Annotated in this window: 19 protein-coding genes; 7 read left to right on the top strand and 12 right to left on the bottom strand. The window is 74.2% G+C overall.

What is annotated here, in order from left to right; all coding sequences use genetic code 11:
* Positions 1-93 precede the first annotated feature (93 nt).
* The 3 genes from GA0070621_RS07700 (at position 94) to GA0070621_RS07710 (ending at position 2,122) form a co-directional block, all read left to right on the top strand.
* Complete coding sequence (locus tag GA0070621_RS07700) at positions 94-297, top strand: hypothetical protein (protein WP_091192646.1); 204 nt, start codon at positions 94-96, stop codon at positions 295-297.
* Positions 298-434: 137 nt separating this feature from the next.
* Positions 435-1,025 (top strand): TetR/AcrR family transcriptional regulator, encoded by a 591-nt coding sequence (locus GA0070621_RS07705; protein ID WP_091192648.1) that lies wholly within the window; start codon positions 435-437, stop codon positions 1,023-1,025.
* Complete coding sequence (locus tag GA0070621_RS07710; RefSeq protein WP_091192661.1) at positions 1,022-2,122, top strand: nucleotide disphospho-sugar-binding domain-containing protein; 1,101 nt, start codon at positions 1,022-1,024, stop codon at positions 2,120-2,122. Before GA0070621_RS07705 ends, GA0070621_RS07710 begins: the two co-directional genes overlap by 4 nt.
* Before the next feature lie 16 nt (positions 2,123-2,138).
* Here the strand turns inward: GA0070621_RS07710 and GA0070621_RS07715 are convergent, their stop codons facing one another.
* The 4 genes from GA0070621_RS07715 to GA0070621_RS07730 form a co-directional block, all read right to left on the bottom strand.
* Positions 2,139-3,044, bottom strand: coding sequence for a Gmad2 immunoglobulin-like domain-containing protein (locus tag GA0070621_RS07715; RefSeq protein ID WP_091192663.1), 906 nt, complete (start codon positions 3,042-3,044; stop codon positions 2,139-2,141).
* The gene (locus GA0070621_RS07720; protein ID WP_091192664.1) at positions 3,032-4,429 is read right to left on the bottom strand and encodes a sensor histidine kinase; all 1,398 of its coding nucleotides are present in this window, start codon (positions 4,427-4,429) and stop codon (positions 3,032-3,034) included. Before GA0070621_RS07720 ends, GA0070621_RS07715 begins: the two co-directional genes overlap by 13 nt.
* Positions 4,430-4,436: 7 nt before the next feature.
* Positions 4,437-5,117, bottom strand: coding sequence for a response regulator transcription factor (locus GA0070621_RS07725; RefSeq protein WP_091192666.1), 681 nt, complete (start codon positions 5,115-5,117; stop codon positions 4,437-4,439).
* Between the two features lie 93 nt (positions 5,118-5,210).
* Positions 5,211-5,765, bottom strand: coding sequence for an AMIN-like domain-containing (lipo)protein (locus GA0070621_RS07730; RefSeq protein WP_091192668.1), 555 nt, complete (start codon positions 5,763-5,765; stop codon positions 5,211-5,213).
* A gap of 186 nt (positions 5,766-5,951) precedes the next feature.
* Here GA0070621_RS07730 and GA0070621_RS07735 point away from each other — a divergent pair, with 186 nt between their 5' ends.
* Positions 5,952-6,380, top strand: a complete 429-nt coding sequence (locus GA0070621_RS07735) for an NUDIX domain-containing protein (RefSeq protein WP_231920991.1) — start codon at positions 5,952-5,954, stop codon at positions 6,378-6,380.
* A gap of 4 nt (positions 6,381-6,384) precedes the next feature.
* A complete protein-coding gene (locus GA0070621_RS07740; RefSeq protein ID WP_091192672.1) occupies positions 6,385-7,281 on the top strand; it encodes an alpha/beta hydrolase in 897 nt (298 codons plus the stop codon).
* Between the two features lie 55 nt (positions 7,282-7,336).
* On the opposite strand, the gene GA0070621_RS31170 is transcribed toward GA0070621_RS07740, so the two are convergent.
* Positions 7,337-7,657, bottom strand: a complete 321-nt coding sequence (locus tag GA0070621_RS31170) for a TraR/DksA family transcriptional regulator (RefSeq protein ID WP_091192674.1) — start codon at positions 7,655-7,657, stop codon at positions 7,337-7,339.
* Between the two features lie 74 nt (positions 7,658-7,731).
* Positions 7,732-8,556, bottom strand: a complete 825-nt coding sequence (locus GA0070621_RS07750) for a rod shape-determining protein (RefSeq protein WP_091192675.1) — start codon at positions 8,554-8,556, stop codon at positions 7,732-7,734.
* A 533-nt stretch (positions 8,557-9,089) separates the two neighbouring features.
* Between GA0070621_RS07750 and GA0070621_RS07760 the strand changes: the two genes are divergently transcribed.
* Together GA0070621_RS07760 and GA0070621_RS07765 are read left to right on the top strand one after the other, a co-directional pair.
* Positions 9,090-9,287: a hypothetical protein gene (locus GA0070621_RS07760; RefSeq protein WP_091202155.1), complete on the top strand. Its 198-nt coding sequence runs from the start codon at positions 9,090-9,092 to the stop codon at positions 9,285-9,287.
* A 119-nt stretch (positions 9,288-9,406) separates the two neighbouring features.
* On the top strand, positions 9,407-9,643 hold the full coding sequence (locus GA0070621_RS07765) for a potassium transporter TrkA (RefSeq protein WP_091192678.1): 237 nt from the start codon (positions 9,407-9,409) through the stop codon (positions 9,641-9,643).
* A gap of 14 nt (positions 9,644-9,657) precedes the next feature.
* Here GA0070621_RS07765 and GA0070621_RS07770 read toward each other — a convergent pair whose 3' ends face one another.
* The 6 genes from GA0070621_RS07770 to GA0070621_RS07795 all read right to left on the bottom strand — a co-directional run bounded on the left by GA0070621_RS07770 (position 9,658) and on the right by GA0070621_RS07795 (position 16,685).
* Positions 9,658-10,902, bottom strand: a complete 1,245-nt coding sequence (locus GA0070621_RS07770; protein ID WP_091192680.1) for a PucR family transcriptional regulator — start codon at positions 10,900-10,902, stop codon at positions 9,658-9,660.
* Positions 10,903-11,028: 126 nt separating this feature from the next.
* Complete coding sequence (locus GA0070621_RS07775; RefSeq protein WP_091192681.1) at positions 11,029-12,177, bottom strand: glycosyltransferase family 4 protein; 1,149 nt, start codon at positions 12,175-12,177, stop codon at positions 11,029-11,031.
* On the bottom strand, positions 12,174-13,376 hold the full coding sequence (locus GA0070621_RS07780; RefSeq protein ID WP_157739881.1) for an endonuclease/exonuclease/phosphatase family protein: 1,203 nt from the start codon (positions 13,374-13,376) through the stop codon (positions 12,174-12,176). The genes GA0070621_RS07775 and GA0070621_RS07780 overlap by 4 nt, the downstream gene beginning before the upstream one ends.
* Positions 13,373-14,326, bottom strand: a complete 954-nt coding sequence (locus tag GA0070621_RS07785) for a UbiA prenyltransferase family protein (RefSeq protein ID WP_091192686.1) — start codon at positions 14,324-14,326, stop codon at positions 13,373-13,375. The genes GA0070621_RS07780 and GA0070621_RS07785 overlap by 4 nt, the downstream gene beginning before the upstream one ends.
* Positions 14,326-15,369: an NAD-dependent epimerase/dehydratase family protein gene (locus tag GA0070621_RS07790; protein ID WP_269455445.1), complete on the bottom strand. Its 1,044-nt coding sequence runs from the start codon at positions 15,367-15,369 to the stop codon at positions 14,326-14,328. Before GA0070621_RS07790 ends, GA0070621_RS07785 begins: the two co-directional genes overlap by 1 nt.
* Positions 15,363-16,685, bottom strand: a complete 1,323-nt coding sequence (locus GA0070621_RS07795; protein WP_197674000.1) for an aspartate aminotransferase family protein — start codon at positions 16,683-16,685, stop codon at positions 15,363-15,365. Before GA0070621_RS07795 ends, GA0070621_RS07790 begins: the two co-directional genes overlap by 7 nt.
* Between the last annotated feature and the right edge of the window lie 67 nt (positions 16,686-16,752).

Consider the following 16,752-nt stretch of genomic DNA (forward strand, 5'->3'; position numbering starts at 1 on the left):
GCCGTCGCTGGACCGGGCACACCGTGCGGCGGCAGGTGGACCGCGCTCCGCTAACCCGCCCGCGCGGGCCGTCGCTTCGCTACCTTCAGTAACGTGGCGATCGTGAGGTTGCGGCTGCGCGGCGGGCCGTACGACGGGGTGAGCATGAACTGGGACGTGCCGGATGCGGACGACCCGCCGCTGACGTACGAGCTCAAGCTGCACGGGCCCCATGAAACGACGGAGAACGTGGAGTACCGCCGGGTGGAGCGGGCGGCCGAGTCGTGGATCTACGAAGCGCCCAGGGCCGCCGGGTAGCGGCGGTACCCTGACACCGACGAGACGACCGCGGATCGGGCGGCGCGGCCGACCAGTGCACCGCCGGCGGGGCCGGTGGGTCATTTTCGCGTTAGTGCCATTGACATGAAAGCAGGGGTTGGCGTTCACTGGGGCATGTGAACGCCAAGCGGGCCTACGTCCAGACGGCGCGCGCCGCCGCGGCGGCGCAGACCCGGCAACGCATCCTGGACGCCACGGTGGCGCTGGCCCGGCAGCAGATGTCGGTGGACATCGTCCTCAACGACGTGGCGGAGTCCGCGGCGGTCAGCGTGCAGACGGTGCTGCGGCACTTCGGCAGCCGGGATGCCCTGTTCGAGGCGGCGGCGGCGTACGCCGTGCAGCAGGTCTCCGCCGAACGGGGCTCCCCGGTCGGCGACACCGACGCCGCCGTGCGCTCCCTGTTCGACCACTACGAGCAGTGGGGCGAGGTGATGCTGCGACTCCTGGCCCAGGAGACCCGCGATCCGAAGGCCTACGTGGTGACCGAGCAGGGGCGGGTGCTGCATCGTGACTGGGTCACCGAGGTCTTCGCGCCGATGCTCGCCGCCCGACCGTCCGACGCGCGGGACGCCGTCACCGACCTGCTGGTCATCGCGACGGACCTGTACACGTGGAAACTTCTTATTCGAGATCGCCGGCTGCCCAGGGAACAGGCCGAAGCCAGGGTCCGGCAGCTCATCGCAGCGGTCCTTGGAGAGTCGCCATGACGTCATCGTTGTTCGTCACCTGGGACGGCGGCGGCAACGTGCCGCCGGCGCTCGGCATCGCCGCCGAACTCCACCGGCGCGGGCACGCGGTTCGCCTGCTCGGTCATCCCCGGCAACGCGAGGCGGTGGAGGCGGCCGGGTTGCGATTCGAGCCGTACCGGCATGCCGCCGGGTGGTCGCCGGTGGCGCGTACCACCAGCCCGCAGTGGGCCGTGAAGTACCTGCGGCTGTTCACCGAGAAGGCCGTGGGCGCGGACGTGGCCGAGTCCCTGCGCCGCGAGCCGACCGACGTCGCCGTGGTCGACTGCATGCTGCTGGCCGGAATCCAGGCCGCGCAGGATCTCGGCGTACCGCAGGTCTCGCTCATGCACACCCTGTACGGCTATCTGCGTGGCAAAGGCTGGGCCCGGGGGCCGGTCGGGCTGGTCGCACGGGCCAAGGGCATGCCGCCGGAGCGGCTGTGGCGGCGCGGCGAGCTGAGCCTGGTGGCCACCGCGCCGGAGCTGGACGAGGCCGCCGCGCTGCCCGCGAACGCGCGGATCACCGGCCCGGTGTGGCCGGTCGGCACGCCCGCCCCGACGCCCCACGTACGGCAGCCGCGGATCCTCGTCAGCCTCAGCTCGATCTACTACGTCGGCCAGCGGGCCGTGTTGCAGTCGATCATGGACGCGGTCGCCGGGCTGCCTGTGCGGGTGGTGCTCACGACCGGCCACGGCATCCGGCCCGACGAGATCCGCCCACCGGCCAACGTCGAGGTGCACCAGTTCCTGCCGCACGCACCGATCCTGCCGACCGTGAGCCTGGTCGTGGGGCACGCCGGTCACAGCACCACCGTGCAGGCGCTGGCGCACGATCTGCCGATGGTGCTCATCCCGATGTCGTCGCTCGGCGACCAGCCCGCGGTGGCCACCGCCGTCGCCCGGCAGGGTGCCGCCACCGTGTTGCGCAGGTCCGCCTCGGTCAGCGACATCCGAGCCGCGATCGAGCGCATGCTCGCCGACGGTCCGCACCGCGACGCCGCGGCCCGACTGGGCCGGCAGATCCGCTCGGCCGACGGCGCGGCCACCGCCGCCGACCTGATCGAGAAGCTGCCCTGACGCGGTCGGGAAGTGCCTAACCACTGGCCGCCATGACTACGGGAACCGCCACGACGTTGATCCGGGAACCGTCCCGGGCCGACACCTCGTACACCTCGACGGTGCCCGGTCCGGCGGTGGCCCGCCGGTAGCCGACGTTCACCCGGTAGCCACCGCGGCAGCCGGAGCCGCAGGCGGCGACGGTGAACGCGGTGCCGATCTCCCGGCCCGCCGCGTCCAACACCCGGACGCTCACCGTCGCCTCGAACACCTCGGCGGTCCCGGTGACGGTGACCGGGCTGGTGATCCGGTCGCCGACCGCCGGGGCGGTCACCACGATCGGCGGCAGCAGGTCGGCGTAGTCGTCGCGCCCGGTCGGCGCGCCGTCGTCCCCGGCGAAGGCCACCCGGCGTACGGAGGGGAACTGCGTCAGCGTCCAGACCACCTGGGCCCGGCGGAGCCGGGCGGTCGCCGCGTCGCCGGTGGCGAAGCCGGTCGGCGCGACCAGCGTGGCGACCCCGCCGACGATGCGGCTCACCTGCGTGCCGGGCGGGACCAGGGTGCCCATGCCGGTGGCGGTCTCGGCGCGGGACGGGCCGGCGGCCAGCTCGGTGAGCGCCAGCCGGGAGGTGGCCAGGGTGGCGGCCCGTGTACGCCGGGTCGCCACGAGCCCGCCGTCGCGGGTGAACCACAGTTCCACGGTGATCGTCCCGTCCGGCGTGGGCGTACCGGCGGTGGCCGGGCCGGTCGGGTCGGCGGACGGGGACGGTGTTCGCCCGCCGGGCGAGGTGCCGGGGGCGGGTGTGCCGGGTGTCGTGCCCGTGGGGCTGGCGCCGGTCGGGGAGGACCCGGCCGGGGCCGGTCCGAGGGTGCCGGTCCGGGTCGGGGCGCAGCCGGCGCCGAGCAGCAGCAGCGCCGCGAGCGGGGTGATCAGGCGTCGCATCGGTCACCTCCGCCGTCGGCCGGCAGTTCGAGGCGGAGGCGGGTGCCTCGGCCGACCTCGCTGTGCACGGTCAGGCGTCCGCCGAGCAGCCGGGTGTTTTCCAGCGCGATGGCCAGGCCGAGGCCGCTGCCGGGACCGGTGCGGGACGGGTCGACCTTGTAGAAGCGGTCGAACAGGTGCGGCAGGTGCTCGGCGGGGATGCCGGCCCCCCGGTCCGTGACCTCGACGATCACCGATTCGCCGGCGTGCCGGACGTCGGCCCGTACCTCGTCGCCGCCGTGCTCGATCGCGTTGGACACCAGGTTGGCCAGCACCCGTTCCAGGCGGCGGGGGTCCGTGGCGGTCGCGGGTGCCGCCCCGGCCACGGTCACCCGGTCGGCCCAGCCGCGCGCGTCGACGATCCCGCGCAGCACCGCGACGACGTCGACGGGCTGGGTCGACACGGCCTCCCGTCCGGCGTCCAGCCGGGAGATCTCCATCAGCTCCTCGACGAGCCGGCGCAGCCGGACCACGTCGGTGACGAGGAGTTCGGCGGCGCGACGGGCGTCGGCGGGGAGCGTGTCGAGCTGGTCGGCGAGCAGCGACGCCGCCGCCACCAGGGCGGTGACCGGGGTACGCAGTTCGTGCGCCACGTCGGCGGTGAACCGCCGCTCCCGGGCCTGGGCCCGGGACAGCGCCTCGATCTTCGTCTCCAGCGCCTCGGCCATCTCGTTGAACGAGGCGGCCCAGGCGCTGAACTCGTCCCGGCCGCGTACCGGCAGCCGGGTGTCCAGCAGTCCCTCGGCGACCGCCCGGGCCGCCCGGCTGGCCCGGCCGACCGGTTCCAGCGTCCGCCGGGCGAGGGTGTTGCCCACCCCGGCGGCGAGCAGCACCACAACGGCCCAGCCAACCGCCAACGCCGTACGGAGCTGGTTCAGGCCGTCGACGAGGTCGTCCTCCACCGTCACCACGTACAGCTCGGCGGCGGAGCCGGGGATCCGTCCGCCGACCACCAGCAGGTGTGACCCGGCGTCGCCGGCGGAGCGTTGGAAGCCGAGCTGCCCGGCGGCGACGCTGGCCCGCAGGGCCCGGCCGGGCGTCGGCGCGTACCGGGGGTTGGACGCCCGGGTGTCGTCGGCGACCAGCAGCACGTGCCGCCCGTTCTGCTCGAAGCTGGCCAGCAGGTCGGCCCGGCGGGCGTCGGTCAGCGGCAGGAACTGCGCGGCGAGCACGAGCTGGTAGCGGGCGTCGGCGGCGGCGCGTTGCAGCGAGCCGTCGTAGCGGGCCTGCCGGAGCATCAGGTACGACCCGCCGGCCAGGACGCCGGCGGAGACCCCGGCGACGAGCACGAACGCGATGACGAGCCGGCGCCGTAGGCGTCCGGGTGCGACCGTACCCGTCACCATCGCGCCGTCACCCCGTCGACAGCTTGTAGCCCGCGCCGCGTACGGTCCGGATCAGCGTCGGGGCGCCGGGATCGTCCTCCACCTTGGCGCGCAGCCGTTGCACCGCCACGTCCACCAGGCGGGAGTCGCCGAGGTAGGAGTGCCCCCAGACCCGGTCGAGGAGCAGTTCGCGGGTGAACACCTGCCCGGGACGCCGGGCCAGTTCCAGTAGCAGGCGGAACTCGGTCGCGGTCAGGGTCAGCTCCCGGCCCGCCTTGCGGGCCACGAACCGGGCCGGGTCGATCTCCAGCGGCCCGGCCGTCACGGTGGTGTCGCTGGCCGGCGCGACCGTCCGGCGCAGCACGGCGCGCACCCGCGCGACCAGTTCCGGCAGGTCGAACGGCTTGCGCAGGTAGTCGTCGGCCCCGCATTCCAGCCCGACGACCACGTCGATGGTGTCGGTGCGAGCGGTCAGCATCAGGATCGGCACCTGGCTGGTCCGCCGGATCTCCCGGCACACCTCGAACCCGTCGAGGCCGGGCAGCATCACGTCGAGCACGATCAGGTCGACCGGCCGGGCCCGCCACGCGGCGAGGGCGGCCGGACCGTCCACGGCGGTGTCCACCCGGAACCCGGACCGGCGCAGACCGAGGGCGGTGACCTCCCGGATGGAGGCATCGTCCTCGACGACCAGCACGCGGCCCTCCATGACGCTACTCAGCGTAGTCCGGCGCGCCGGCGCGGGATCCTGGCGTAACGGCCGGTGATGGGGGTCCGGTCGGCCCCCGTCACCGGCGCGGGGTCACTGCTGCCACTGGTGGGCCACGTCGAGGACGATCCGGCTGTGCGTACCCGGGCCGCTGAGCACGGAGACCCGGTACGGAAGTTGGGCGCGTACGCCCACGGCGAAGGTGGTGTAGCCCTCGAAGCTGCCGCCGAAGACCACGTCCCGCAGCGTCCGGTAGCCCAGCGCGTTCGCGGCGTGCTCCCCGGTGCGGTACGGCACGGTGGCCGCGTGACCGGCGTCGTACGCGGGCGCCCGCAGCGAGACGCGCAGCAGCGCGCCACCGGCGGTGTACGGGGACAGGGCCAGCCCCTGCCCCTCGGTGTACGCCTCGCCGTACCCGGCCGACCAGCCGTCCGCCGGTCCGGCGAACTCGAAGACGACCCGGTCCCAGCAGTCGTGCTGCCCGGTGCGGACGTCGATCAGTGGCGCGCTGCTGAGCGTGCCGCCCGCCTTCGCCGTGCTGCCCCAGGTGATCCCGCAGTACGGGCTGGCCGCCGTGGCGCCGCCCGCGCCGGCGAGCAGCCCGCCGACCACCATGACCAGCGCCAGCAGTGTTCTCCTCAGTCTCATCGTGTCCTCCCGATGGTGTGGCGGGACCGCTCCGGTGGTCCCGCTCCGACGGTCGACCGGCCGTGCCACAGCGGCTTCGCGGTGGCGTAACCGCCGGGTAACAGCCGTCGGTCGGGCTGGCGGTCGACGGCCGCTGATCGGCCGGTGCCGCGCCGGCCGCGAGGACCGACCGGGCAGAATGAGCCGGTGCCGCCACGTACCCCCCTGGTGTCCTGTGTCTTCGTCTGTCACGACGGTTCCGGCCGGCTGCTGCTGGCCCGGCGCGGCGCCGGCGCCCGCGACGAACCGGGCACCTGGGACACCGGCGCGGGCGCGCTGGAGTTCGGTGAGACGTTCGAGGCCGCGGTGGCCCGCGAGCTGCACGAGGAGTACGCCACCGCGCCGTTGGCGATCAGCCTGCTCGGGGTACGCAACGTGCTGCGCGAGGACCCGCCGTCGCACTGGGTGGCGGTGGTGTTCGCGGTCCGGGTCGACCCGGCGACGGTGACCATCGGCGAGCCGCACAAGTTCGACCGGATCGGCTGGTACACCCGCGACGCGCTGCCCACGCCGCTGCACTCGCAGCTCGCGCCCACCCTGGACATGTTGCCGGACCCGCTGGACCGGCTACCGTGACCGGATGCCGCTGACCCGACGCCGACTGCTCCGGTCCCTCGGTGCCGCGGCGGGGATCGCCGGGGTCGGCGCGGGCGCCGTCGCCCTGGTCGACGCCGAGGTGCTGCCGGGCCGGTCGGTGTTGAGCCGCACGCTCGGCCGCTGCGACGCCCGGCCGCCGGACGCGCCGCGCGCCCCCGCGCCGCCGCCGGTCACCGGCAGCTTCCGCTCCGCGGCCCGGCGCCGGCAGGTCGGCTTCGCCATCGCCTACCCACCCGGGTACGCCCCGGGCGCGCGGCTGCCCGTCTGCCTGGCCCTGCACGGGTACGCGTCGGACGCCGGCGCCGCCGTCGCCTCGGCCGGTTACCCGGAGTTCCTGGCCGGCGCACTGCCGCACGGCGCGGCCCCGTTCGCCCTCGCCGCCCCGGACGGCGGGAACGGCTACTGGCATCCGCACTCGGACGACGACCCGCTCGGCATGCTCGTCGACGAGTTCCTGCCGCTGCTCGCCGAGCGGGGGCTGCGTACCGACCGGGTCGCCGTGGCCGGCTGGTCGATGGGCGGGTACGGCGCGCTGCTCGCCGCGCTGACCCACCCTGACCGGTTCCGGGCCGTGGTCGCCACCTCGCCGGCGATCTTCCACTCGTACGCCGACGCCAGGCGGGTCAACGCGGGCGCCTTCGACAGCGCCGACGAGTGGGCCCGGTACGACGTGACCGCCCGGGCGGGCGAGTTCGCCGGCCTGCCGGTGCGCATCGCGATCGGCGCGGCCGACCCGTTCACCGAGGCGGTCCGTACGCTGCGTGACCGGCTGCCCGACCCGTCCGCCGTGGAGATCACCACCGGCTGCCACGACGGCCACTACTGGCGGTCGGTCGCGCCGGGGCAGGTACGCGCGATCAGCGCGGCGCTGGCGGACTGACCTGCACGGGGCGTCCCGGTGGCCGGCCGGTGGTGATCCGGGCCGGCGGGGACGTTCAGCGCGGCTGTCGCTCCTGGCAGGGAACGCAGTACCGGGCCGACGGCCGGATCTCCAGCCGGGCGACCGGGATCTCCGCGCCGCAGCCCTCGCAGCACCCGTAGGTGCCCTCGGACATGCGCCGCAGCGCCCCCGCGCTGTCCGCGATGCCCTGGCGGGCGGTTTCCATGAGCGCCCGCAACGTGTCGGGGTCGTGGCCACCGTGGCCGGGCTCCCGGCTGTACGCGGTGAGTTCGAGGAGTTGACCGGTGTGCGTCTGGAACTGTCGTTCGAGGATGTCGCGCAGGGCGGCGGTTCGACTGTGGAGCGTGTCGGTCATGGCGTGGGTACCTTTCCATGGGGGGCGTCGGAGCGGGGCCGGTACGAAAGGTGGCGGGGCGGCCGGGGCTCGGCTCAGTCGCCGACGGCGGGGTGGCGCGCCGCAGCGGCCGCGGCCAGGCTCGCACCGGTCAGCGCGGCGGTGCGGGGACCCGCGGCCCGGTGCACCGGGGCTCCCGTCATCGCGGCGAGACGGTCTCGCAGGTCAGGACGGGTGGCTCCGTCCCCGACCAGCACCAGCCCGCGGGCCAGGGCGGCGGTGGCCCCCGGTACCGCCTGGGGCCCGTGGGTCAGGTCCCGCAGCAGGCGGGCGAGCCGGTCGGCGAGCACGTCGACGGTGGCCCTGTCGGCGAGATCGCCGGTGCCGAGGTTCGCCCGCCGGCCGGCGACGACCTGGCTGTCCCGCAGGACGGCCACCTCGGTGAGCTGGGCGCCGACGTCGGCGACGAGCAGGGTGCCGGCACCCGCCCCGGCGCCGATGGCGGCGGCGCGTACGGTGTCGATGAACAGCAGCCGCGCGGGCGCGAAGACGGCGTCGAGGACGCGCCGGGTGGTGTCCTGGTCGGCCGTGGTGGCCAGCAACGGACGGCACACCACGACCAGTGGCCGGGCCGGCACGCCGACCCGGTGCTGTCGCAGCAGTTGGGACAGCGCCGTGACACATCCGCGGCCGTCGATTAGGCGGCCCCGCCGCACCAGCGGATGCCGCCGGGCCGACCGGTCCGCGACCAGGGTGGTGAGCGGTTCGTGGCCGCCCAGCCGGATCCGCAACTGACCGCTGCCGAGGTCGACGGCGATCGGGCTGGGCCGGATGGTGGCCGGGGCGTCGGAGCCGGTGCGGGCGGAGACGGCGCCAGCGGTGTCCAACGGGTGACCGGTGGGGGCCTGAGCGACGGGCATGCTGACCTCTTCTTCCACAGTGGATATGACGATGCCGCCGCCCCGACGCGGGGCGACGTGGGAATTGGCGGGAGCGCGCGGACCGGACGGGCCGCACTCAACCGGCGCCGGTCAGCCGCTGACGGTGCCCGGCGCGCCGATCGGCGCCGGGCGGCGGGACAGGGGCCGGTGGCGCAGGCGCCGAAGCGTCGGCCGGCGGGACGCGGGCCGACGGGCCGCGCACCGGCGACGCCAGGTCGTCGAGGTCCGCTCGCGCCGGCCGACCGCGAGGCCGCGGCGATCGGCCGGCACCGGTGGCGGAGCCACCTGGCTGGTCGTCATCACCCACCCCCTCGCCGGTCAGGAACCCTGTCGAACCTCCAGGGTCGGTCGGAAGCGACGGACCGACATGGCCTGCGACCGGCCAACTTCCGGCGTCTTGATTGCCGGCCACCGGCGATCTGCCGGGAGCGGAGGCTCGCCGGTGAGCCGGCCGCGGCAACCGGGGCGAAGGGCGGCGACGGGGCGCCGGCCATAGGGTTATGGTGGGCCGCATGGCAGACCTTCGGCCCCGACTCGACGTCGCTTCGCGTACCGCGCTGGCGATGCTCGTGGTGGTGGCCGTGCTCACCGCGCTCCGGCAGGCCCGGCGCACGATGGGCCTGTGCGGCGTGGTCCGGCTGACGAGGGCCGTCCCGGGATGCGTCCCGGCCCGGTCGGCCGACCGGGCGCCGCCGGGCCTGCTCGCCTGAGCGCACCGTCCGCCTTCCCCACCCCCGGTCCGTGCCGCCGCCCCGAGCCACCCGGCCGGGCCGCCGGCCGACCGGCCGCACCCCGCGCGGCCCCACCACCCCTCCCGTACGGAGCACCAATGAAGATCGAACACACCCCACTGCCCGGTATCGGGATCCGACACACCTTCACCACCGAGCAGGGTCGCCGGGTCGGGGTGATCGAATACCGCGGACTGGACCGCCGGGACGTCTTCTACGACGACCTGGACGACCCGGACAAGACCAACGGCCTCCGCCTCACCCGGTCGGAGGCGGTCACGCTGGCCGGCCTGCTGGGCCTGCTCGACGTGCTCGCCGGCGACCAGGGCAGCTGACGAGGCTCCGGCCGCTACGACGCGGGGCCGGGCAGCGGCTGGCGCGGCCAGTCCAACGCCCTCGCGCCGTACACCGCGGTCTGCAACGTGAACCGGTCGCGCGGGTCGTTCGGGTCGTACCCGCTGAGCGTCCTGATCCGGTCCAGCCGGTAGGTGACCGTGCGGACGGACACGTGCAACCGGCGGGCGGCGTCGGTGGCGACCCCGCCGGCGGCGAAGTACGCGTCCAGGGTGTCCAGCAACGGCTGGGCCCCGCCGCGGGCGTGACGCAGCGGGCTGAGCGCCGCCTGGACGAGATCCACGATGGCGGGCTGATCCCGCAACAGGACGCGGTAGACGAGCAGGTCGCGGGCGTCGATGACGGGCGTGTCGGCGTTCAGCCGCTGCGCCGTCATCAACGCCTCGCGGGCCTCCTCATAGGAACGGGCGATGCCGTACAGGCCGGGGTGCGGGCGGCCGACCGCCACCTGCCACGGGCCGCCGCGCGGCAGGCGGTCCAACTCGGCGTGCATCAGCCGCCCGAGGTCGCCGGACGACTCCCGCCCGCGTACGCCCCGGTCGGGCGCGACCGCGTCGGCGGGCGCGATCACCACGAGCAACCCTTCCTTCGTCGCCACCAGCACGTCGCGGTCACCGAGCCGGTCGAAGATGACGCCTTCCAACGCGCTGATGGCCGCGTCGGTGTCCGGGAGACGCCGACGCGGCGCGGCCAGCGCCACCTGGTGCACCCGGGCCAGGTCCAGTCCGAACGGCTCGGCGCGCTCCACCAGGCCACCCAGGTCGGAGTCGCCGCGCAGCAGGTCGTCGACGAGTTCCCGGCGCAGCGTCTCCTCCCGTCGGACCAGCTCCCGGCGGGCCACGGCGTAGCCCTCGGCGAGAGTGGCCACCGCGCTGTCGACGACGTGCAGCACCGCTTCGGCCGACGCGCGTACCACCTCGCTGTCGGTGGAGCTGGTCAACTGGGGCAGCTGCTGCCACAGCCGCCGGGCCGCCGACAGGTACAGCCGGACCGCCCGTCCCGCCGACACGCCCTGCTCGGCGGCGCGCCGCCCCAGCACGCCCACCGCGTCGAGTTCGGCGCGCCGGGGCCGGCGCCCGGTCACCGCCGCCTCGGCGAGCAGCCACAGGTAGTCACCGAGCAGGTCCACCGGAACTCCACCGGCGTCGGCGCTGGCGGCACGGGCGATCGCCGCCAGGCACGCGTCCCGCTCCGACCCGGCCGCGGGCCCCCGACCGGTACGTCGGCCACCACCGGTCATCTGCGCGGCTCCTCCTGGAACATGGCCGGCGTCGGCCGCCGAACCGATCCGGTCAGCCTATCGAGGCGAGCCACCCGGCGAGGCGCCCCGACGCCGGCCCCGCACGCCGGTCCGGCCGGTGTCCGGTCACCGCACCCGCCGTGCGGTCCGCTCCCGTACCAGGTTGAACAGCTCCTCGTGCTCGTCCAGGCTCCGTTCGGCCGCGAAGAGCTTCCGCGCCTCCCGGGCCTTGGCCTCCCGCCAGTCCGCCGGGGCGGCCGCCAGCTCCAGGATCGCCCGGTGCAGCGCCGCCGGATCCCGGGGCGGCACCAGCGCGCCGAACTGCGTCGCCAGGACGGGATAGCGTCCGCCGGGCAGGTCGGTGGTGACCGACGGCACGCCGCACATCATCGCCTCGGCCTGCACGATGCCGAACGATTCCGCCACGGACGGCAGCGCGAACACGTCGATCGAGGCGTAGAAGTCGGCGATCTCCTGGCCGCGCAGCTCGCCGAGGAGCCGGATGCGGCTGTCCGCGCCGATCTCCGTACGGATGTCCGCCAGGTTGTCGCCGCCCATCACGGTCCGGTAGTTGCCGCCGATCAGCAGCCGGGCGTCGGGGTCGGTGATCCGTCGGAAGGCCCGGACGAGGTATGGGATCCCCTTGTCCTCGACGATGCGGCCCAGGAACCCGACGTGCAGGCCGTCGGTGCCGCGGTAACGCGGCCGTCCGCCCCGGCGGTCGAGGCACGGGGCGGGGATCGGGCGGAACTCCCGCTTCCGCACCAGCGGCCAGAATTTCGACGCGTGGGCCTGGTCCTCGCTGTTGGTGACCACGGCCGCGGAGCGGCGCAGCGCGGCCCAGGACGTGACGTCGGACGCGGCGACCGCGATCCGGTTGAGCGGACCGGGCGGCAGGTACAGGTCGATGTGCAGCATGCTGACGATCGGGGTGGGTCGGGCGAGCCGGGCCAGCAGCGCCGCCTCGGCCATCGGCAGGTTGAGGTAGAGCAGGTCGGCTCGGCGCGCGATCCGCGCTGCCTCGATCGGGTACGCCGGGCTGATCTGCGCCCGGGTGATCTGGCCGAGCACGGGGGACCGGTACACGTCCACCCCGTTGAGGGCCTCGCGGCGCGGCGTCGACCGGTCGTGCTGGCTCGCCACCACCGCCACCCGCCAGCCGCGCGCCGCCATCCCCTCGGCGACGGTACGGGCCGTGTGGGTCACCCCGCTCATGTACGGGGTGTAGTAGGTCAGCGCGACGGTGAGGTCGTACCGCTGGTCCGGGTGGTTCATCGACACAGCGTCCTTTCTCGACAGGGTCGGATCGACACGACGACGAGCTGTCCGTTGTGGTCCGACAGGCCGCCCTGGGGCACCATCCGGTAGCGGTGCACGTCGACGTCCGCGCTGGTGAACACCCAGTCGAGCCGCCACAGCGGCAGCCCGTAGCGGGCCCACGAGGTCGGATAGAGTGAGTCGAGCGCGCCGCTGGCGTCGACCAGCCGGTCCGGCAGCGTACGCACCAGCCGCATGGCCGGCGAGGTGTTGAGGTCGCCGGCGAGCACGATCGGATGGGGATTGTCGGCGACGTCGGCGGCCACCGCCCGGTAGTTGGCCTCCCGCAGGTCCTGCCGGGCCAGGGCGTCCTCGCCGGTGCCGCCGCCCCGGGCCGGCAGCCCGACCACCGGTACGTAGAGGTGAGCGTTGTAGAAGGACACCACGCGGCCGGCGACGAGCAGGTCGGTGCGGAGCGTCTTGACCGTGTGGTACGCGGGCAACCGCGAGTCGGCCGGCGGGAGGTCCGGCCACTGTCGGGCCAGCCAGGGGCGCAGGTCGACGGGGCGGTCCAGGACGATCGGGAACCGGGACACCGTCACCAGTTCCCCGGAGACCGCGACGTGGAAGCCGGGGAACTCTCGGCGTACCCGGTCCGGGTCGGTCACCGGCAGCGGCGACCAGTCGTGCCCGTCGATGTAGAGCTGCTCCTGGAGCAGGTAGACGTCCGCGGCCTGTGCCCGCAGGTACCGGTAGAACCGGTCCGGGTCGCGGATCGGCTCGCCACCCGGGCCGGTCCGGACCAACTGGTCCCAGTACCAGGTGTTCCAGGAGAAGATGGTGATCGCGTCCGGCGGCGCCGGCGGGGGCCGGTGCCACAGCGCGGCGGCGTTGACGCCCGCGCACGGCCAGCCGAGCACGAGTGCCCCGACGACCAGCGCCGTGCCGACCTTGCGGGCGGGCCGGGCCAGTGGCAGCACGGCGAGCAGCAGGACCGGGACGGCGAGGAACAGCAGCGGCGGCGCCAGGTCCGGCAGGTTCCACCACCAGACCCGGCCGGACAGGCCCCGGTGCGCCGCCACGAACACCAGCCACGCCCCGGACGCGCCCAGCACGAACCAGGTGACCCACCGCCGACGCCGAGGCCGGGCACCGCCCGCCTCCCCGGCCGCCGGCCCCGGTTCGTCGACGGCCATGGTCGACGGGTCGGCGGTCACCACTGCCCCCGCGCGGCGAGCAGCAGCACGCCGGACAGGGCGGCCCACAGGACGGTGTTGGTCACCAGGGCGGGGTCCCGGACGAGCACCCGTACCGGGCTGCCACCGGCGTTGTGCACCAGCACGAGTTGCAGGTAGCGGAACAGCCCGAAGACGGCCATCGGGGTCAGCAGGATCAGCGCGGTCGACGCGTAGTCGCCCAGGGGCGCCTCGTCCCGCAGGTAGAGCAGGTAGCAGCCGGCGGTGAGGGTGGCGGAGAGCTGCATGAGCTGGTCGACGAGGGGGACCGTGTATCCGCGCAGGGCGGGCCGGTGGACGACGCCGGTGCTGTGCAGTTCCTGGCGGCGCTTGCCGAGGGTGAGCAGCAGGCACAGGGTGAAGACGGCGGTGAGCAGCCAGCCGGGAATCGTGGCTCCGGTGGCGAGATACCCGTAGACGAGCCGGAGCACGAACCCGGTGGCGACGAGGAAGACGTCCAGCAGCGGAACGTGTTTGAGGCCGAGGGAGTAGGCGACGTTGAGCAGGAGGTACCCGGCCACGGGCCAGACGGTGGTCACCGCCTGGAGGGCGAGCACGCCGACGAGCAGCACCGCGACCGCCGCGGCGAACAGCACCGCGGCAGGTGGGGTGACCCGGCCGGAGGCGAGCGGGCGGTGCCACCGGCCCGGGTTGTGGGCGTCGCGCCGCCGGTCGACGAGGTCGTTGAGGACGTAGACGAGGGTGGACGCGAGGGTGAACGCGGCGATCGCCCCGCCCAGGTTGGCCAGCGCGGTGCCGTTCCAGGACAGCGGGTCGAGCAACGGTACGCAGACGACGAGGACGTTCTTGGGCCACTGCTCGGGGCGGGCCAGCCGCACCAGGGCGCCGACCAGGGTGCCGGCGCGGCTGGCGTCGGTGGACTGCGGGTCGGTGGTCCGGACCGCCGGGCCGGTGTGGATGACCGGGTTCATCAGAAGAAGACCTTCGCGACGCGGAGCGCGCCCTGCGACCACGGCTCGCGGCTGGTGCGGCCGGCCCGGTGGGCCTCGCCTCGGGACCGCTGGGCCTGCCACCACCGAAACGTGCGCAGGAGGGCGTCCTGGTTGGAGTGTCGGGGGGTGAACCCGAGCCGTTGCCGTGCCTTGTCGGTGCTGACGTACGAGTCGGCGAGGAGCTTGCGCAGGAGTCGGTCGTAGACCGGGGACAGCCCGGCCCGGCCGAGCAGTTGGAGGGTGAGCAGGGCGGGTCGGGCCGGGATGGCGATGACCCGCCGGCCGTGACCGGCGGCGTCGAGGACGGACTGGAAGTCCTCCCGGAGCGTGCCGAACCGGTCGGCGGCCACGTTGAAGGTGTCGTTGGCCTGTTCCGGGTCGGCTCGCAGGGCGATGAGCACGCACTCGGTGAGGTCCTCGACGGCGCACATCTGGATGCGGACGTCGCCCCGGCCCAGCATGGGGAAGTGGCGTCCCTCGTGCGCCCATTCGAAGAGCATGGCGAACAGGCCCATCCGGCCGGGGCCCAGGAACGTCTTCGGCCGCAGCATCGGTACGCAGAGCCCGCGTTCCCGGAACTCCTCGGCCACCTGTTCCGCGGCGGCCTTGGCGCGTCCGTAGGTGTCGACCGGCTCGCGGGGGTGGGTTTCCGGGGTGGGCACCAGCGTGGGCAGCCCGTACACGGCGGTGGTGGAGATGTGCACGACGCGGGGCACGCCCGCGTCGGCGGCGGCGGTCAGCACGTTGCGGGTGCCGTCCACGATCACCGAGTGGATCTCGTCCGGCGCGTAGCTGGGCAGCGCGGCGGCGCAGTGCACGACCGCGCCGGCCCCGGTGAACGCCGCGGTCATCGCGGCCCGGTCGCGCACGTCGGCCACCGTGGCGCGTACCCCGGCCTCGGCGGGGGCGCGCAGGTCCACGCCGTGCACGGGTATGCCCTCGTCGCGCAGCCGGCGGACGACGAAGCCGCCGAGCATGCCGCTCGCCCCGGTCACCACGACCGGGCGGCCCTCGCCTACCACGCGGCACCGACCTTCTCCCGGACGAATCCGGTGAGCAGCCGGCGCAGCCCCAGGGCCAGGGTGGCGTCCAGTGCTTCCAGGAAGTACTCCAGGTCGGCCGGTTCGACCACGAGGGTGGGGGCGACCATGAGCGGGTTCTCGACGTTCGGGCTGTAGTACGTCATGATCTTGTGCTCGCGGTAGAGGTGCGCGATCACCGACAGGGTGATGAGCTTGGTGCCGAAGCGGGGGTCGCGGGTGAACCCCGGCACCAGCTTGCCGGCCAGCTCCAGCAGCTTCGGGCCGCTGTTGAGGAACACGCCGTACAGCGAGCCCACCCCGGCGACGCGGTCCACCGCGTCCGGGTGGTTCGCGCGGATGCTTTCCAGGCCGGGTGCGAGGATCGCCTCCACCTGCCGGGCCCGGCCCGGGAAGTCGTCGTCGACGACCACGTTGACCGCCTCGATCGCGGTCGCGGTCTCCTCGCCGAACCCGTAGTAGGTGGTGCTGTGCAGGATCACGTCGGAGAGCCGGTCGTACGCCTTGCGGAACAGCCGTTCCCGCGCCGTGTACCCGGAGATGGACGCCTTGCCGCCGCCGAGGGACTTCGAGTAGGTGAGGATGTCCGGCAGCAGGCCGTCGTGGCGCATGAAGTAGAACAGGCTGCCGGTCTTGCCCCAGCCGGTGTAGACCTCGTCGAAGATCAACACGATGTCCTCGTCGGTGCACAGTTGCCGCAGTTCCCGCAGCGCCGACTCCGACCAGCAGCGCAGGCTCGACGCGCTGTACGGCTCCACCAGCAGCGCGTACACGTCGCAGCCGCCGTCCGGGCGGCGGGTGGCCTCCACCGCCGCCCGCACCGCCGCGACGTCGCCGTACGGGTACACCACCGCGTTGGGCAGCCCCGGGAACCGGAAGTGGTTCTCCGCCGACCCGGTCAGGCTGCCCGCGCCGAGCGTCTTGCCGTGGAAGCTGATGTCGGCGCGCAGGATCGTGTTCCGTCGGCCGTCGTGGTACTTGTACGCCATCTTGACGGCGCCCTCGTTCGCCTCCGCCCCAGAGTTGGGGAAGTAGGAGATCGACAGGTCGCCGGGCAGCAGTTCGGCCACGTTGTGGCTCAACGCCGCCACGTACGGAGAGAAGAACGCCTTGTGCACCTCCATCCGCCGCTGCTGCGCGAACCGGGCCCGGGCGGCGAGGATCCGGGGGTGGTTGTGGCCGTGGTTGAGCACGCCGACCCCGCCGGAGAGGTCCAGCACCCGACTGCCGTCGCGCATGTGGACCCAGGCGCCCTCCGCCCGGTCCACCAGTTCCCGGCCGAAGCCGAACGTCGTCATCAGGGACACCTGCGACCGGCTGACGTGCTTCCGGTAGAGGTCGTGCACCTCCCGGGTCGTCAGCTGT

Source organism: Micromonospora narathiwatensis, from assembly GCF_900089605.1.
In the GTDB taxonomy this organism is placed as follows: Bacteria; Actinomycetota; Actinomycetes; order Mycobacteriales; family Micromonosporaceae; genus Micromonospora; species Micromonospora narathiwatensis.

Excerpts from the sequence above, each read along its gene's own strand:
- GA0070621_RS07710 (WP_091192661.1), top strand. The coding sequence starts at position 1,022 with ATGACGTCATCGTTGTTCGTCACCTGGGACGGCGGCGGCAACGTGCCG.
- GA0070621_RS07715 (WP_091192663.1), bottom strand. The coding sequence starts at position 3,044 with ATGCGACGCCTGATCACCCCGCTCGCGGCGCTGCTGCTGCTCGGCGCC.
- GA0070621_RS07720 (WP_091192664.1), bottom strand. The coding sequence starts at position 4,429 with ATGGTGACGGGTACGGTCGCACCCGGACGCCTACGGCGCCGGCTCGTC.
- GA0070621_RS07725 (WP_091192666.1), bottom strand. The coding sequence starts at position 5,117 with ATGGAGGGCCGCGTGCTGGTCGTCGAGGACGATGCCTCCATCCGGGAG.
- GA0070621_RS07730 (WP_091192668.1), bottom strand. The coding sequence starts at position 5,765 with ATGAGACTGAGGAGAACACTGCTGGCGCTGGTCATGGTGGTCGGCGGG.
- GA0070621_RS07740 (WP_091192672.1), top strand. The coding sequence starts at position 6,385 with ATGCCGCTGACCCGACGCCGACTGCTCCGGTCCCTCGGTGCCGCGGCG.
- GA0070621_RS31170 (WP_091192674.1), bottom strand. The coding sequence starts at position 7,657 with ATGACCGACACGCTCCACAGTCGAACCGCCGCCCTGCGCGACATCCTC.
- GA0070621_RS07750 (WP_091192675.1), bottom strand. The coding sequence starts at position 8,556 with ATGCCCGTCGCTCAGGCCCCCACCGGTCACCCGTTGGACACCGCTGGC.
- GA0070621_RS07760 (WP_091202155.1), top strand. The coding sequence starts at position 9,090 with ATGGCAGACCTTCGGCCCCGACTCGACGTCGCTTCGCGTACCGCGCTG.
- GA0070621_RS07765 (WP_091192678.1), top strand. The coding sequence starts at position 9,407 with ATGAAGATCGAACACACCCCACTGCCCGGTATCGGGATCCGACACACC.
- GA0070621_RS07770 (WP_091192680.1), bottom strand. The coding sequence starts at position 10,902 with ATGACCGGTGGTGGCCGACGTACCGGTCGGGGGCCCGCGGCCGGGTCG.
- GA0070621_RS07775 (WP_091192681.1), bottom strand. The coding sequence starts at position 12,177 with ATGAACCACCCGGACCAGCGGTACGACCTCACCGTCGCGCTGACCTAC.
- GA0070621_RS07785 (WP_091192686.1), bottom strand. The coding sequence starts at position 14,326 with ATGAACCCGGTCATCCACACCGGCCCGGCGGTCCGGACCACCGACCCG.
- GA0070621_RS07795 (WP_197674000.1), bottom strand. The coding sequence starts at position 16,685 with ATGACGACGTTCGGCTTCGGCCGGGAACTGGTGGACCGGGCGGAGGGC.